We start from the raw sequence: 15,737 nt of genomic DNA on the forward strand, positions 1-15,737 counted from the left end.
TCAGGTTCAGGCGAACTCGGCGAGGGCGCGCGCCACGATGGCCTCCAGCTGCTGGTGGTGCGCGCCCTTCCAGTACGCGCGGCCGCACTCCGCGCACTGCGCGAAGACGTCGTACGACTTCTGCGTCCCGCCCTTCAGCTGGTCCGCCACCTCGTCCTTCGTCGCCTCCTTCAGCAGGCCGTTGCAGGCCGTGCAGCGGGTCCAGGGGCGCAGGCCGGGGGCGAACCGGTCGAGGACGTCGTGGAGCTGGTCGTCGGGGCTGGTGCTGTAGACGTAGGCGCCCGCCCAGAGTTCGCGGCGGCGCAGCAGGCCCCGGTCGCGGCTGAGCATCACGCGCTTCTCGGCCGCCGAGCGGGCCGCGAGGGCCGGGTCGCCGATGTCCGTCGACTCGTACGCCGTGTCCACGCCGAGGAGGCGGAGGCGGCGGGCCAGGGTGCCGAGGTGGACGTCGAGGAGGAAGCGGAGCGGCGCGCCGGGGACCTGCTGCGGGCGCTGCACCGGGCGTACGGTCACCCGCTCGCCGTGCGCCGGGATGTGGGTCACGGGGACCTCCCGGCCGTCCACCACGAGGGCGCCCACCTCGGTCAGGGGGACGCCGAGGGACTCGATCACGTGGCCGAGTGTCGAGACGCCGTCGACGGCGAGCGGGTGGGTGCCGACGCGGCGGGCGTGCGGGACGAACAGGGCCAGCCCGGGCGCGACTTCGACGTGGATCTCGGCAGTGTTCACCTGCTCAGGATGGCACGGGTGACGGCCGTGACCTCAGTGGTTTTCCGGGGGCAGGCCGTGCTCGATGACGTTCAGCGCACGGTCGATGAGGGCGTCGTAGTCGGGCTCGTGCTCCTGCTCCGCCCAGTACATCGAGGTCTCCAGCAGGCCGCCGACGATGGACATCGCGTAGACCCGTACCTCCAGGCTGTCCGGGTCGAGGCCGGTGCGCTCGCCGATGGCCTGGCGGAGCATGCGGCCGGTGCTCGACATGCTCTCCATCATCCGCGAGCGCACCGCCGGTACCTCGACCATCAGCCGGGTGCGAAGCCGGGAGACCACGGGGTCCTCCTTCATGCCCATCCTGATCGCCCGGTGCATCACATGGCGGAGGGAGACCGGCCACGGCTCGTCGGCGGGCCGCGCCCGGAGCTCCGCCATGATGAGCGGGTCGTACTCGTCCGTGAGGACGATGTCCTCCTTGGTCGGGAAGTACCGGTAGACCGTCGACGGCGACACCTCGGCCCGCTCGGCGATCTGCTCGATCGTCGTCGCGTCGTACCCCTGCTCCGCGACCAGCGCGTACATCGCGGTGCGGATCGCCTCGCGGGTCTTGATCTTCTTGCGTTCGCGCAGGCCGAGCCGGGGGTTGTCGGCGGGGGAGAAGGAGGTGTGCGGTGCCGTCATGCCGGTCATTGTCCGGCATCGGCGGTGGCGGGGGCCACGGTCGGGGATTCGTTCCCTTCGGTGCGGTGCCCGGTCGGTGTGTTGGGCAGGAGCGCGGCGGCCAGCAGGGCGGTGGCGAGCGCGGCGATGCCGCACACCATCAGGACCAGGCCCATGCCGTGGACGTACGAGGCGTTCGCGGAGGCGACGAGGTGGGTGGAGCCGGTCTTCCCGGCGACCAGGTGGGCGGCGACGACCGACTCACCGGCGGTGTGGCCGAGCGGGGCGGGCAGGCCGGTGACGTCCAGGCGGTCGCGGAAGGCGCCGGCCAGCAGGCTGCCGAGCAGGGCGATGCCGATCGCGCCGCCGACCTGGCGCGTGGTCATCAGCAGCCCGGAGCCGCTGCCGGCCCGGTCCGCGGGCAGGGCGCCGAGGGCGCCGTCCATGGAGGGGACCACCGAGAAGCCGAAGCCGAGGCCCGCGATGGACAGCCACAGTGCGGTGAAGCCGTAGCCGTCGCTCACCGAGGTGCGGCTGCCGAGCAGGGCGGCGAAGGCGAGCACGACCAGGCCGGCGGCGACCACGGCGCGGGCGCCGAAGCGGGCGACGACCGGCTGGGCGGCCCGCGCGGCGATGATCAGGCCGCCCATCATGGGCAGCAGCCGCAGGCCGGTGCCGAAGGCGTCGTTGCCGAGGACCGCCTGGAGGTACTGCGGCAGCACGAACAGCAGGCCGGACAGCACGAACATCACGAGCGTCGCCGCGAGGGTGTTCAGCAGGAAGCCGCGGTGGGTGAGGAGCCCCATGTCGAGCATGGGGCGGTGGGCTCGGCGTTCGCGCAGCACCAGGGCCGTGACGAGGACGACGGCGACCGCGAACAGGGCCAGCACCAGCGGGTCGCCCCAGCCGCGGTCAGGGGCCTCGATGATCGCGTAGACCAGGGCGCCGAGGCCGATCACGGTGAACGCGGTGGAGAGGATGTCGACCTTGGGGGAGGCGGGGTCGCTGGTCTCGGGGAGTAGGAAGACGCAGGCGGCGATGCCGATGGCGGCCATCGGCACGTTGATCAGGAAGACCGAGCCCCACCAGAAGTGGTTGAGCAGGAAGCCGCCGATGATCGGGCCGAGCGGCAGGCCGAGCGCCGAGGCGGCCGAGACGATGCCGACGGCCCTGGTGCGCTCGCCCGGTCCGAACAGCGAGGGCAGCACGGACATCGCGAGCGGCATCACCAGCGCCGCGCCGACGCCCATGGCCGCGCGGGCGGCGATCACCCAGTTCACGTCGCCGGCCAGCGAGCCCAGCACCGAGCCGGCCAGGAAGACCACGAGGCCGACGACGAGCATCCGGCGGCGGCCGAAGCGGTCGCCGAGCAGTCCGGCGGGGAGCATCAGCGACGCGAAGACGATGACGTAGGCGTCCGCCATCCACTGCTGCTGGCTGGTGGTGGCGCCGAGCTCCCCGGCCATCGTCGGGAGCGCCACGTTGAGGATCGTCGTGTCGAAGCCGAGCACCAGCATGCTCGCGACCAGGGCACCGAGGGCCCACCAGCGGCGGGGGTTCTGATGTGTCTCTTCAAGTCGAGTGACAGTAGCCATGAAATGAGAGTAGCTCTCAAAATCCAGTAGCTGTCAATGGCGAGTCGGTGTCGTAACATGGAGGAGGGCATGAAAAAAGTGGCCACGGCTCGGAAGCCGTGGCCACTCGGACGAGCGGTGCCGGGAGCTATGCGTGCTGGTACGCCACCAGGGAGATGCCGACGTAGTGGACGACGAAGGCGGCCAGCGTGAGGGAGTGGAACACCTCGTGGAACCCGAAGTAGCGCGGTGACGGGTTGGGGCGCTTGATGCCGTAGATCACGCCGCCCGCGCTGTAGAGGAGACCGCCGACGACCACCAGGACCAGGACCGCGATTCCGCCGGTGCGCATGAAGTCGGGCAGGAAGAAGACCGCCGCCCAGCCCATCGCTATGTAGCAGGGCGTGTACAGCCAGCGTGGTGCGCCGACCCAGAAGACCCGGAAGGCGATGCCCGCGGCCGCCGCGCCCCAGATGCCCCACAGCAGCCACTGCCCCTTGGCTCCGGGCAGCAGCAGCATGGTCAGGGGTGTGTAGGTGCCCGCGATGATCAGGAAGATGTTGGCGTGGTCGAGTCTGCGCAGGATGCCGTCCATGCGCGGGCTCCAGTTGCCCCGGTGGTACAGGGCGCTGACGCCGAACAGCAGACACGCCGTCAGGGCGAAGATCCCGCAGGCGATGCGGCCGCGCGGCGAGTCGGCGAGTGCGGTGAGAACGAGGCCCGCGACGAGTACGGCCGGGAACATGCCCAGGTGCAGCCAGCCGCGCAGCTTGGGCTTGACCTGTTGCGACAGGGAGGAGAGCGCGGCGGGGCCACGGCCGGCGGCCGGCGAGTCCGTGGGCGCGTCGGGGACGGGCGCAGTCATGAGGGGCATCGTACCTACGGAACCGTAAGTTACGGATCAGTCTCGCTCGATGACCGCCGGAGAGTGGCCATCGTCTCACGGAGCCCCGATTGCGCTCACATCGGCCTGCAAAAAGACCTTGAGGCGAACTCAATGTGGACGCAAAGAAACGCAGGTGGACGCAGAAACCGTGGCCTTCCTCACGTCGCTCATCTGTGACTCCCTCTGGACAGATGGGTGATCGAGTCGGAGGATCAAATGAGTGCGGTCGGCACCGGATGAGCGGCTACGAAGCATCCGGGTCGCAGCCCCCACGGGGCAACAAGGCCTGAAACACGGCCACAAGATCAAAAATCCCTCATTTAGGAGCAATCGTGGCGCGCGACAACGCGGCTCCCACCGTCATCCCCACCCACCATCAGGAACTGATCTCGTGGGTCAACGAGATCGCCGAACTGACGCAACCGGACAGCGTGGTCTGGTGTGACGGATCCGAGGCCGAGTACGAGCGACTGTGCGAAGAGCTCGTGGCGAAGGGCACCTTCAAGAAGCTCGACCCGATCAAGCGCCCCCACTCCTACTACGCGGCCTCCGACCCGACCGACGTCGCCCGTGTCGAGGACCGCACCTTCATCTGCTCCGAGCGGGAGCAGGACGCCGGCCCGACCAACCACTGGAAGGCCCCCGCCGAGATGCGGGAGATCTTCGCGGGCGAGAAGGGCCTGTTCCGCGGCTCGATGAAGGGCCGGACGATGTACGTCGTCCCGTTCTGCATGGGCCCCCTCGGCTCGCCGCTGTCCGCGCTCGGCGTGGAGATCACGGACTCCGCGTACGTCGCCGTCTCGATGCGCACGATGACGCGCATGGGCCAGGCCGTCCTCGACGAACTCGGCTCCGACGGCTTCTTCGTCAAGGCCGTCCACACCCTCGGCGCCCCGCTCGCGGAAGGGGAGGCCGACGTCCCCTGGCCGTGCAACCGGACCAAGTACATCTCGCACTTCCCCGAGTCGCGCGAGATCTGGTCCTACGGCTCCGGCTACGGCGGCAACGCCCTGCTCGGCAAGAAGTGCTACGCCCTGCGCATCGCGTCCGTCATGGCGCGCGACGAGGGCTGGCTCGCCGAGCACATGCTGATCCTCAAGCTCACGCCTCCGCAGGGCGAGTCCAAGTACGTCGCCGCGGCCTTCCCGAGCGCCTGCGGCAAGACGAACCTCGCCATGCTGGAGCCCACCGTCTCCGGGTGGACCGTCGAGACGATCGGCGACGACATCGCCTGGATGCGGTTCGGCGAGGACGGCCGCCTCTACGCCATCAACCCCGAGGCCGGCTTCTTCGGCGTCGCGCCCGGCACCGGTGAGCACACCAACGCCAACGCGATGAAGACGCTGTGGGGCAACGCCGTCTTCACCAACGTGGCGCTCACGGACGACGACGACATCTGGTGGGAGGGCATGACGGAGGAGACTCCGGCCCACCTCACCGACTGGAAGGGCAACGACTGGACGCCGGCGTCCGACACCCCGGCCGCCCACCCCAACGCCCGCTTCACCGTGCCCGCCGCCCAGTGCCCGATCATCGCGCCGGAGTGGGAGGACCCGAAGGGCGTGCCGATCTCGGCGATCCTCTTCGGCGGCCGCCGCGCCAGCGCCGTACCGCTGGTCACCGAGTCCTTCGACTGGAACCACGGCGTCTTCCTGGGTGCCAACGTGGCCTCCGAGAAGACCGCCGCCGCCGAGGGCAAGGTCGGCGAGCTGCGCCGCGACCCGTTCGCGATGCTGCCGTTCTGCGGCTACAACATGGGCGACTACATGGCCCACTGGATCGACGTGGCCAAGGACAAGGACCAGTCCAAGCTGCCGAAGATCTACTACGTCAACTGGTTCCGCAAGAACGACCAGGGCAAGTTCGTCTGGCCCGGCTTCGGCGAGAACTCCCGCGTCCTGAAGTGGATCGTGGAGCGGCTGGACGGCAAGGCCGAGGGCGTGGAGACGCCGATCGGTGTGCTGCCGACCCGGGACGCCCTCGACACCAACGGGCTCGACCTCGCCGACAGCGACCTCGACTTCCTGCTGACCGTCGACAAGGAGGTCTGGCGGGAGGAGGCGGCACTCGTTCCCGACCACCTGAACACCTTCGGCGAGCACACGCCGAAGGAGCTGTGGGCCGAGTACCGGGCGCTGGTGGAGCGGCTGGGCTGAGCTCCCGATTGAAGACTCCGCGGCCGGTACGGGTGTGCCCTGACCAGCGATCGTCACGACCGGCCGCGGTGTGAACCGGCGAGGCCGCGCACAACGGCGTGTGCGGCTCCTGGGCCTGCCGCCGCCTGTTCCCGTCCGCCCCGACGGGTACGGGCGACGGCAGGCCTTCGCCTGTGTGCGGGGCCTCACCCACGCGGGTGGATTCCTGCGGCCGGTGAGCGCAGGACGGCTCGTGGCGAGCTGACTTGTCGACCGGCGTCGTAACGCTGTCGCCCATGTTCACACCCCATGTTCGATCGTTCGCACCTGGTGTTCGATCTCTCGCGATCCGGGCCGGAACCGTGGCAGCCACCCTCCTGGCGCTGCTCCTGGCCCTGCCCGGCACCGCGGTCGCCGCCCCCGGCGACCTGGACACCACCTTCGCCGGCGACGGCACGATCCTCACCGACTTCGGCGGCGACGACCAAGCCGCCGACGTGGCCGTGCAGCCGGACGGCAAGCTCGTCTCCGTCGGCGCCTTCGTCGACGGCTCGGTACCGGAGAGCGACTTCGCGCTGACCCGTCACAACGCCGACGGCAGCCTCGACACGAGCTTCGACGGCGACGGCAGGGTCACGACCCCCGTCAACAACATGATCCCGCCCGAGGAACTCCAGTGGAGCGAGGCCCACGCCGTGGCGCTCCAGCCCGACGGCAAGATCGTCGTGGCGGGCGGCAGTTGGCGAGGGTACGAGAACTGCTGCTGGTTCACGGTGGCCCGGTACAACACGGACGGCTCGCTGGACACGAGTTTCGGCGATGGTGACGGTCGGGTGTTCACCGACTTCGGCACCCCCGAGGAGGCCATGGACGTCGCGGTGCAGCCGGACGGCAGGATCGTCGCCGCGGGCTACGTCGGTGGCCGGGCCGCGGTGGCCCGTTACCAGTCCGACGGCACCCTGGACACCAGCTTCGGCGGTGACGGCATGGTGACCACCGATCCGTCGCCGTCTCCCGAGGAGGGCGGCGACGTGCGCGCCCTGGCCCTCCAGCCCGACGGCAAGATCGTGGTCGCGGGCCAGGTCGGGACGACCCGCTTCGACTTCTCGCTCATCCGCTACAACGCGGACGGCAGCCTCGATACCGGGTTCGGCAGCGGCGGCATCCAGCGTACGGACTTCGGTGACTACGACACCGCGGAGGCGCTCGCGGTCCAGCCCGACGGCAGGATCGTCGCGGCCGGCGCGGGCGGCGGCGGGTTCGCGCTGGCCCGCTACAACACCAACGGCGCTCTGGACACGAGCTTCGACGGCAACGGCCTGGCCGTCACCCCCGGTGGAAGCGCCCAGGACATGAAACTGCAGAGCGACGGGCGGATCGTCGTCGCCGGCAGCGGGGCCGGTGGCTTCGCGATCCTGCGGTACAACACCGACGGCAGCCTGGACGGCGGCTTCGGCACCGGCGGCCGGGTGACCACGGGCTTCGGCGGCACCGACGCGGCCCACGGTGTGGCGCTCCTGTCCGACGGCCGGATCGTCGTCGCAGGGCAGGGCGGACCGAACAACGACTTCGCGCTCGCCCGCTACCTGGGCGGAGGCGGCAGCACATCCCCGCCCAGTGCGGACCTCTCCGTCACCAAGACCGGCCCGTCCTCCGTCACCCTCGGCGACCGGGCCACCTACACCGTCCGCGTGACCAACGCGACCGGCTCCACCGCGGCCGCCACCGGAGTCACCCTCACCGACACGCTCTCCGGAGCGGGCGCGACCCTGGTCTCCGCCACCCCCGCCCAGGGCGGCTGCACCACCACCGCGACCGGCGCCACCTGCGCCCTCGGCACGCTGGCCCCGGGCGCGAGCACCACGGTCACGGTCGTCGCCGAACCCCGCGCCACCGGCACCCTCGGCAACACCGCCACGGTCACGGCCACCCCGGCCGACCCGGCGACCGGCAACAACACCGCCACGGCGACCGGTGCCGTCAGCAACTCCCGGGGCTGCACGATCATCGGCACCAGCGGGGCCGACACCCTCAACGGCACCTTCCGCAACGACGTGATCTGCGGCCTGGGCGGCAACGACACCCTCCGCGGCAACGACGGCACCGACACCGTCTACGGCGACTACGGCAACGACAACCTCGACGGGGGCAACGCCAACGACACCCTGTACGGCGGCCCCGGCAACGACACCGTGAACGGTTCCGCGGGCGACGACCGGCTGATCACCACCGACGGTGTCTCCGGCAACGACACGGCCAACGGCGGCCCCGGCACCGACACCTGCACCACCGACCCGGGCGACACCCGCATCAGCTGTCCCTGACCCCCCGCGCCGGCCTCCCACACGCGGGAGGCCGGCCTCAGTTGTTGCGGTCCTCCAGATACCGGGTGTGCGTCTCCTGGCGCCGGGCCTCGGCGTCCCTGAGGTCGGCCGCCAGGCGCTCCGCCTCCTCCTTCAGGAGGGCCAGCTGGCGCTCCAGATGGCGCTCCGGAGGCTCCTGCCCGGGTGCCAGACGCGTCCACCACCGGGTGCGTACGAAGCTGTCGACCGCCTCCGGGACGTCCTGCCGTACCGTCCGCGACAGGACGTGGACGCCCTCCGGGTCCTGGGCCAGCAGCTCGGCCGCCCAGCCCGGATCCAGCAACGCCGTCAGCAGGTCCGTCAGTTCGCCGAGCCGCGCTTCGGTCGAGGCCGGCAGTCCGACCTCCGCCAGGTAGGTCTCCAGTTTGCGGAAGTCGGCCCGCACCTCCTCCAGTTGCGCCGACGGCGTCGGGAAGTCCGGCAGCGGCGGGCGTTCCGGCGGCGCGATCAGCGCGCCCGCGCCGTACAGACCCGCCACCACCACCGGCCAGTACGGGCCGGCCACGCCCGTGAACGTCAGGACCAGGCCGAGCAGGCCGCCCGCCGAACCGGTGAGGTTCTTACGGGATTCGAGGTAGGCGAGAGCCTTACTGGTAGCCACGGATCTCCTCGAAGGCGCCGTCCAGCGAGCCCCGCTGGGCGTCGAAGAGACGGCCGCCGGTCAGGTCGGCGATGTGCTGGAGTTCGGTACGCGAGGAGTCGCCGAAGAGGATGGGGAAGACCGGGATCTGCTGCCGGTCGGTGGAGAGCTTGTTGTAGAAGTCGTTGAAATCACCGACCTTGGCGCCCGTGGTGTTCTCGCCGTCGGTCATCAGCACGATCGACGTGAAGGTGTCCTGGGAGGGGTTCAGCTGGGCGTACGCCTTCTCCAGGGAGGTGTAGATCGCCGTGTTGCCGTCGGCGTGCAGGGCGTCGGTGTCCTTGCGGATAGCGGCGAGGTCGGCCTTGTCGTCGACCACATGGGTGCTGACGCTCTTCACGTTCGAGCCGAACGGCATCAGGGTGATCTCCTCACGGTTGCGGAAATCGCTGGTGAGGTCGGTGAGGGCGGCCTTCAGACGGGAGAGCCGGTCGCCCTTCATCGAGCCCGAGGTGTCCAGGACGTAGACCGTGCGGGAGGGCCGGCGCAGGTCGTTCTCGTAGGCCGAGATGAGACCGTCGGCCACCGACCTGGTGCCGGGGAAGGGGAGTTCGCGGCGGCGGCTGGTGTCCAGGCCGGCGGCCGGGGCGACGGAGGCCACGACCGGGCGGCGGTGCGTGGTGTCCGTGATGAGCTTCTGCACGGCCGTGGTGCGCAGGTCCTCCGTCACCCTGCGGACGTCCTCACGGGTGGCGGAGGAGGCCGAGGCCAGGGAGGAGAACGGGTAGTCGGCGGTGAGCACGCCGTCGCTCGGGCGGATCACGGTGAGGTCCGGGATGCCCTTGAGGACGGACTCGTAGTTGAGCAGGGCGTCGACGTCGGTGCGCCGCTGGTAGGCGGAGGCCAGCCAGCCGGAGGAGCCCGAGGTCAGCTTCTGGCCCTTGAAGAACTTCCGCAGCCGCGGGGTCGCCTTCAGCACGTCGTCGTCCGTGAGCGCAGACTGGGCGCCGGAGAGCGCGGAGGCCACCGAGACCAGGGTGGAGAAGCCGGAGTTGGAACGGGCCGGGTCGGTCATGCCGTACGTCAGCTTCCCGGATTCGACGGCCTGCTCGATCTGGGACCAGGTGACGTCGGCCGGCTTCCAGCCGAGCGCCTTGACGGTGGCCGGCCTGACGCCGATCGCGACCGGGCTGGACATGATCGAGGTCTCGGAGACGACCTTCTTCGCCGCCTCCGGACGCAGCCGCAGGTAGTCGTCGGAGGACAGCCAGAGCGCGTCGTACCTCCCGTCCGCCTTCCCCTTGGCCAGCAGGTCGATGGCGTCCAGGGTGCCCATGTAGGTCGGACGGATCGTGACCCCGGTGTCCTTGCGGACACGGTCGAAGACGGCCGTCATGTCGCTGAGTTCGGAGGAGGCGAGGACCCGGAGGGTGCCGGGCTTCGGCGCCGTGGAGTCGTCGCCGTGGTCCTCGGAGGTGCAGCCGGCCAGGACCACGGCCGCCGCCGCGAGAAGGGCCGGGAGAGCGCGTCTGTTCATGCGAGGCCGCCCTCCAGCGCACCCTTGGCACGGCTGCGCTCCAGGTAGGCGCTCGCCTGCTGGAGTTCGTCGGTGAGGGACTGCACGGTGTCCGCCATCGCCTCGGTCGCCTGCACCTTGTAGGTGTCGATGGCGTCGAGGGTCCGGTAGATCTGCTGGAACGCGGCCCGCAGCGTCTCGGCGCCCACGGCCGGGTCGGCGGCGATCCGCTGGATCTCCCCGCTCTGGCTCGCGAGCATCTCGGCGTTGCCCCGGATCAGGTCCTCGGTCGTCCCGCGCAACGCGTTGACCTGCTCGATCACCTTCTTCTGGGTGTCCAGCGCCGAGGCCAGCATCACCGAGATGCGCAGCGCCGAGACCGTGGTGGTGGCGGCGCGTTCGACACCTTTGACCAGCTCGTCGTTGTTGCGCCGTACGACGTCCATCGCGAGGTAGCCCTGCGCGGACACCGCGAGCTGGGTGAGCAGGTCCTGGTGCTTCTGCCGGACCGGGAACAGCACGTCCGCCCGTACGGCGTCGGCCTCCTGGGGGTCCGTGAGCCGGGCGACGTGCTGCTCGACGGCGGTGTCCAGGGCCTGGGTGAGCACGACGTACTCCTGGAGCTTGCCCATGGTCTCCCAGAGCCGCACCCGCTCGGTCTGCAACGCCGCGTTGTCCCGCCGCAGTTCGTCCTGCCCGCCGCGCAGCGCCCCCACGATCTTGTTGAGAGTCCCCTGCGCGGAGGCGTACTTGGCGACGTGGTCGCGGAGCTTGTTGCCGCCGGGCAGCCGGGAGAGGAACCTGCGGCCCTTGCCCGCGGGCAGGTCGCGCGGGTCCAGGTCCTCGACGACCCGGCGCAGTTCGACCAGCGAGCCGGCCACCTTGGCCTGGGCGTCGCCGCTCTTGTCGGGCAGGCTGCGGACGGCCCGCTCCAGCATGCGGTTGGACTGCGAGGCGGCGGTGCGCATCTCGCCGGCGCCGAGGCCGGTGATCTCGCCGACCTTGCTCGCGAACTCCGGTGACCGGGCGTCCAGGGCGGCGAGGTCCCGGACGTAGTCGGAGGCCTTCCTCGCCATGTCCGTACGGACACCGTCGTCGACGGGCACGAGTCCGCCGGCCTTCTCCCGGGGCACGGGCGCGACCGCCTCCGGCGGGGTCAGCGTGAAGACGTCGTCACCGCTGAGCGTGGGCGTGGGCTCACCGCCGCTCGGCACCATCTTGTCGAAGTTGCTCACAGGGTCCCCCCGTCAGCCGCGCGCCCGGCGGGCCATCTCGTGCAGCACCGCGGAGGTGGGCACGGGCGCCTGCCGGACGCCGGTCAGTGTCTGGTTGAGGTAGGCGGCGCGGTCGGCAGTGGCCTTGACGAACTCGGCGGAGTCGCCCTGGGGCCGGAAGCCGTGCCTGACGGCGAGCTTGCGCAGGGTCGGGTCGGTGCTGAGGAGTTCGCCGAGTGCCCGGCCGGCGTCGTCGAGCGGCACGACGGTGTGGTCGCTGTTGACGGTGGTGTCCGGGTAGAGGACGACGAGGTCGTCGGAGCCGTGCTGTTCCGCGAGCAGCGACACGACCTGTGACTCGTACAGGCACACCAGCGGGTTGCCGGCGCCGCTGATGAAGTCCCGGAACACCGAGTCGCTGCTGGGCTGTTGAGCCCCCTGCACGCTGACGAGCTTGCGCAGCAGCGGCGCCGTCCTCGTGACGGCGGCGTCACTCGCCACCACCCGTCCCCCGTTGGCGACATAGGAGGCGGCGGCGAGGTAGAGGGCGCCGGAGTTGGAGGTCTCCGGGTCGGTGCTGGTGATGTACAACGTCCCGGTCAACTCCCCGTACGCCTTGGCCCCCTTGAGCTGCTGCCAGGTCCGGTCGTGCCGGGCGGCGTCCAGATAGGAAGCCATCTTCAGGGTGCCCTTGCCCTTCCCGTCGAGCACGGCGAGCCCGTTGGCGGCCAGCACCTGGGCCGCGCTGCGGTGGGCCACCACCACGAGGGGCGAGTAGAAGGGGCGGGGGATGGGCTGGCGGGCGTGGTACTTCTCGGCCAGCGCGTCGGCGGGCGCCGAGCTGGACGGGAAGGCGAAGTCATAGCCCTTCAGGTCCAGGCCGTCCATGGCCCAGGAACCCGACGCCTCCGTCTTCACGGTGTAGCCCTTGGCGGCGAGGGCCTTCACCACATCGGGATCGGCGAAGAAGTCCGACTTCTCCGAACCGATCACACCACGCACGGTCTTCGTTGCCGTGCCCTTGTCGTCCCCTTGCCGGCCTGCGACGACGGCAGCCACCACGCCACCGATCAGCAGTACCGCGAGGACGATTCCCGCGATACGTCTCACGAAGGGGAGAGTGCTCCCGGAATCCCTCACTCCTGGGTGGAACGGGTGAACGAGGGGTGAAGGGGGCGCCCCGGAACGAAACCGGAGCACCGGGCTCCGCTGGGCGCCGTCAGGCGACCCCGGTGTGCGGACACAGGGCAACCCGGTCCGCGCGTCGCTGCGGGAGCGCGCGGACCGGGGCCGTTTGGGGGTGGGGTCAGCCGGCCGTCGTGAGGGCGGTGGCCGCCGCGTGTGCGTCCATGCGTTCCGCCGCGAGGATCGCCGCCGCGGTGTCCGCCCGGGACGCCGCGACCACCAGCGCGCGGCCGGCGAGTGCGTGCGCGCGCTCGTGCAGCGCGGCCGGCTCCTGGACCGCCGTCAGCGACGCGCGGACCGGCGTACGGCCGTCCCGCAGCCGGGCCACCTGCTCGGCCAGCCGGGTCGCGGCGGCGTCGAGGTCGGTGGACGGCGTGAGCGCGCGCAGCTCGTCGGTGACGGCCAGCAGCGCCGCGAGGTGTCCCGCGAGCTGGATGTCCAGCTCCTCCTCGCGCGTCCGGTGCGGGAAGTCGGAGGGCGTGCCGGCCATCGTGCTGTGGACCGACTTGGTGCGGATCGGTTCGTACATGGCGATGGCCTCCTGTGCTCTGACAGGAAGCCATCCTAGCTTAGATTCCGTCTAAAGTTGACCTGGTTCACGGACGGTGGTGCGACGGCTACCTACGGCTGGCCGTACCCGTCCAGGAACCGCCCGATCCGCGTGATCGCGTCCCGCAGATCCCCCACCGTCGGCAGGGTCACCACCCGGAAGTGGTCCGGCTCCGGCCAGTTGAAGCCGCTGCCCTGGACGACCATGATCTTCTCCTGCCGCAGCAGGTCCAGGACCATCTGCCGGTCGTCCTTGATCTTGAAGACCTGGGGGTCGAGGCGCGGGAAGAGGTACAGCGCGCCCTTGGGGCGCACGCAGCTCACGCCCGGGATCTGGGTGAGCAGGTCGTAGGCGAGATCCACCTGCTCCTTGAGCCGCCCGCCCGGCAGGACGAGGTCGTTGATCGTCTGGCGTCCGCTGAGCGCGGCCACCACCCCGTGCTGACCGGGCATGTTCGCGCACAGCCGCATGTTCGCGAGGATCGTCAGACCCTCGATGTAGGAGTCGGCGTGCGCCCGGGGCCCGGAGATGGCCATCCAGCCCACCCGGTAGCCGGCCACCCGGTACGCCTTGGACATCCCGTTGAAGGTGAGCGTGAGCAGATCCGGGGCGATGGCGGCGGTCGGCGTGTGCGTGGCGCCGTCGTAGAGGATCTTGTCGTAGATCTCGTCCGAGCAGACGAGCAGGTTGTGGCGGCGGGCGATGTCGGTCAGCCCGCGCAGCATCGCCTCGTCGTACACCGCGCCCGTCGGGTTGTTCGGGTTGATGATGACGATCGCCTTGGTGCGGTCGGAGACCTTGCGCTCGATGTCGGCGAGGTCGGGCATCCAGTCCGACTGCTCGTCGCAGCGGTAGTGCACGGCCGTGCCGCCGGAGAGGGAGACGGCCGCGGTCCACAGCGGGTAGTCCGGGGCCGGGACGAGGACCTCGTCGCCGTCGTCCAGCAGGCCCTGCATCGCCATCACGATCAGCTCGGAGACGCCGTTGCCGATGAAGACGTGCTCGACGTCGGTCTCGATGCCGATGGTCTGGTTGTGCATGACGACCGCGCGGCGGGCGGCCAGCAGCCCCTTCGCGTCGCCGTAGCCGTGTGCCGTGGAGACGTTGCGGAGGATGTCCTCCAGGATCTCCGGCGGGCACTCGAAGCCGAAGGCGGCCGGGTTGCCGGTGTTGAGCTTGAGGATGCGGTGCCCCGCCGCCTCGAGCCGCATCGCCTCCTCGAGAACCGGACCCCGGATCTCGTAACAGACATTGGCGAGCTTGGTCGACTGGATCACCTGCATGTCGGTGAGCTTACGGGGCGGTAACGCCCACCGGGTCGTGTTTTCCACCACGTGAGACACGTGTGGGGGACAGCCGGGACCGGGGCGGGGCTCGGCGTTTTGGCCTGTTATCGCCGGTAGCTGTCTCAAAGGCCCCTCCTCTCCCTACAATCCGCGTCCATGCCGAGACCTGCCGAGGACGAGACCGGGGCGCCCAACGTCTACCGACCCGAGGGCGGACCGACCCCCGTGTACGAGGAGTACCGGGACCCGGCGACCGCGCACGGCTGGCTCAACGCATACGACGAGACGCGTGAACTGCCCCGGATCGCCCCCGCCGCGGCGGAACCGGGCCGGGCCGACCGGCGGCGGGCGGCCCGCGGTGCGCGTGGCGTGCGCGGCCGGCGCGGCACGTACGTGGTGGCCGCGGTGGGAGCGGTGGGCGCCGCGTCCGCGCTCGCGCTGATCGTGGGCCTTCCCTTCTCCTCGTCCTCGTCCACCGACGGCACACCGGGCGGGCAGGGCGGTACGAAGCACGCGGCCGGCGAGTCGTCGGCCGCGGCGGCGCCCGAGCGGAGTCCGCGCACCGAGTCCGTCGCCTCCTCGTCGAACTCCGCCGCACCGGCCGTACCGGCCACGACGTCGCCGTCCGCCCGGTCCGACGCGTCGGCGAGCGCCGCACCCAGCGCCTCCCCGAGCGCCACCGCGACCGGTGGGACGAGCGCGACCCCGTCGCCGACCGCCACCGTCACCGCCGGTACGACGCCGACGGCGTCCTACTCGGACGGGGGGCACGGCTGGGGGCACGGAAGAGGTGGCGGCGGCAGGTCCCACTAGGCGCTCCGCTGGAAGTGCCGCGATGTGCCGTCTGCCGACTGCGGCGCCGTCGTGGCTGGTCGCGCAGTTCCTCCCCCGGCCTTCGGCCGGGGGTACCCCCGGCGCCCCTTCGGGGGCGCTGCCGAACCGCAGCGGACTTCGCCGGACCCGCTCAGGGCCTGTCGGGCGCCCGGACGGAGAGGCCGGGTTCACCGATCTCGCGGCCTGAGCAGCGTGCGCGGAAATCCGCCAACACCGGTCCTGAAACAACTCCTTGCCCGG

At 70.8% G+C, this 15,737-nt stretch carries 13 protein-coding genes; 3 read left to right on the forward strand and 10 right to left on the reverse strand.

Going from position 1 to position 15,737, the window contains the following annotated elements:
* Nucleotides 1–6: 6 nt before the first annotated feature.
* The 4 genes from KVT45_RS25575 to KVT45_RS25590 form a co-directional block, all read right to left on the reverse strand.
* A complete protein-coding gene (locus tag KVT45_RS25575; protein WP_217551259.1) occupies nt 7–729 on the reverse strand; it encodes a Mut7-C ubiquitin/RNAse domain-containing protein in 723 nt (240 codons plus the stop codon).
* 33 nt (nt 730–762) lie between these two features.
* Complete coding sequence (locus tag KVT45_RS25580; protein WP_089099126.1) at nt 763–1,404, reverse strand: TetR/AcrR family transcriptional regulator; 642 nt, start codon at nt 1,402–1,404, stop codon at nt 763–765.
* Nucleotides 1,401–2,969 carry an MFS transporter gene (locus tag KVT45_RS25585; RefSeq protein WP_217551261.1) on the reverse strand — a complete coding sequence of 523 codons (1,569 nt, stop codon included), beginning with the start codon at nt 2,967–2,969 and terminating at the stop codon, nt 1,401–1,403. The genes KVT45_RS25580 and KVT45_RS25585 overlap by 4 nt, the downstream gene beginning before the upstream one ends.
* A 127-nt stretch (nt 2,970–3,096) precedes the next feature.
* Nucleotides 3,097–3,813 (reverse strand): hemolysin III family protein, encoded by a 717-nt coding sequence (locus tag KVT45_RS25590; RefSeq protein WP_089099124.1) that lies wholly within the window; start codon nt 3,811–3,813, stop codon nt 3,097–3,099.
* Between the two features lie 353 nt (nt 3,814–4,166).
* On the opposite strand from KVT45_RS25590, the gene KVT45_RS25595 reads away from it, so the two are divergent.
* Nucleotides 4,167–5,990 carry a phosphoenolpyruvate carboxykinase (GTP) gene (locus KVT45_RS25595; RefSeq protein ID WP_217551263.1) on the forward strand — a complete coding sequence of 608 codons (1,824 nt, stop codon included), beginning with the start codon at nt 4,167–4,169 and terminating at the stop codon, nt 5,988–5,990.
* Nucleotides 5,991–6,331: 341 nt separating this feature from the next.
* A complete protein-coding gene (locus KVT45_RS25600; protein WP_308310862.1) occupies nt 6,332–8,293 on the forward strand; it encodes a calcium-binding protein in 1,962 nt (653 codons plus the stop codon).
* 37 nt (nt 8,294–8,330) lie between these two features.
* On the opposite strand, the gene KVT45_RS25605 is transcribed toward KVT45_RS25600, so the two are convergent.
* From KVT45_RS25605 to KVT45_RS25630, 6 genes are all read right to left on the reverse strand, one after another.
* On the reverse strand, nt 8,331–8,933 hold the full coding sequence (locus tag KVT45_RS25605) for a hypothetical protein (RefSeq protein WP_217551267.1): 603 nt from the start codon (nt 8,931–8,933) through the stop codon (nt 8,331–8,333).
* Entirely contained in the window at nt 8,920–10,449 is a 1,530-nt protein-coding gene (locus KVT45_RS25610; RefSeq protein ID WP_217551269.1) for a VWA domain-containing protein, read from the reverse strand. The genes KVT45_RS25605 and KVT45_RS25610 overlap by 14 nt, the downstream gene beginning before the upstream one ends.
* A complete protein-coding gene (locus KVT45_RS25615) occupies nt 10,446–11,645 on the reverse strand; it encodes a toxic anion resistance protein (RefSeq protein ID WP_217551444.1) in 1,200 nt (399 codons plus the stop codon). The genes KVT45_RS25610 and KVT45_RS25615 overlap by 4 nt, the downstream gene beginning before the upstream one ends.
* A gap of 30 nt (nt 11,646–11,675) precedes the next feature.
* Nucleotides 11,676–12,752: a substrate-binding domain-containing protein gene (locus tag KVT45_RS25620; protein ID WP_217551271.1), complete on the reverse strand. Its 1,077-nt coding sequence runs from the start codon at nt 12,750–12,752 to the stop codon at nt 11,676–11,678.
* A gap of 196 nt (nt 12,753–12,948) precedes the next feature.
* Nucleotides 12,949–13,356 (reverse strand): hypothetical protein, encoded by a 408-nt coding sequence (locus tag KVT45_RS25625; RefSeq protein WP_217551273.1) that lies wholly within the window; start codon nt 13,354–13,356, stop codon nt 12,949–12,951.
* 92 nt (nt 13,357–13,448) lie between these two features.
* Nucleotides 13,449–14,660, reverse strand: a complete 1,212-nt coding sequence (locus tag KVT45_RS25630) for a pyridoxal phosphate-dependent aminotransferase (RefSeq protein ID WP_217551275.1) — start codon at nt 14,658–14,660, stop codon at nt 13,449–13,451.
* A gap of 159 nt (nt 14,661–14,819) precedes the next feature.
* Between KVT45_RS25630 and KVT45_RS57740 the strand changes: the two genes are divergently transcribed.
* Nucleotides 14,820–15,476: a hypothetical protein gene (locus KVT45_RS57740; RefSeq protein ID WP_217551277.1), complete on the forward strand. Its 657-nt coding sequence runs from the start codon at nt 14,820–14,822 to the stop codon at nt 15,474–15,476.
* The last annotated feature ends 261 nt before the right edge of the window (nt 15,477–15,737 follow it).

The sequence above is a fragment of the Streptomyces sp. GbtcB6 genome (genome assembly GCF_019091475.1).
Taxonomy (GTDB): Bacteria; Actinomycetota; Actinomycetes; order Streptomycetales; family Streptomycetaceae; genus Streptomyces; species Streptomyces hyaluromycini.

Bases quoted from the DNA above. Each gene is read 5' to 3' on its own strand.
- KVT45_RS25585 (WP_217551261.1), bottom strand. From the start codon at position 2,969: ATGGCTACTGTCACTCGACTTGAAGAGACACATCAGAACCCCCGCCGC.
- KVT45_RS25625 (WP_217551273.1), bottom strand. From the start codon at position 13,356: ATGTACGAACCGATCCGCACCAAGTCGGTCCACAGCACGATGGCCGGC.
- KVT45_RS25630 (WP_217551275.1), bottom strand. From the start codon at position 14,660: ATGCAGGTGATCCAGTCGACCAAGCTCGCCAATGTCTGTTACGAGATC.
- KVT45_RS25615 (WP_217551444.1), bottom strand. From the start codon at position 11,645: ATGGTGCCGAGCGGCGGTGAGCCCACGCCCACGCTCAGCGGTGACGAC.
- KVT45_RS57740 (WP_217551277.1), top strand. From the start codon at position 14,820: ATGCCGAGACCTGCCGAGGACGAGACCGGGGCGCCCAACGTCTACCGA.
- KVT45_RS25610 (WP_217551269.1), bottom strand. From the start codon at position 10,449: ATGAACAGACGCGCTCTCCCGGCCCTTCTCGCGGCGGCGGCCGTGGTC.
- KVT45_RS25590 (WP_089099124.1), bottom strand. From the start codon at position 3,813: ATGACTGCGCCCGTCCCCGACGCGCCCACGGACTCGCCGGCCGCCGGC.
- KVT45_RS25580 (WP_089099126.1), bottom strand. From the start codon at position 1,404: ATGACCGGCATGACGGCACCGCACACCTCCTTCTCCCCCGCCGACAAC.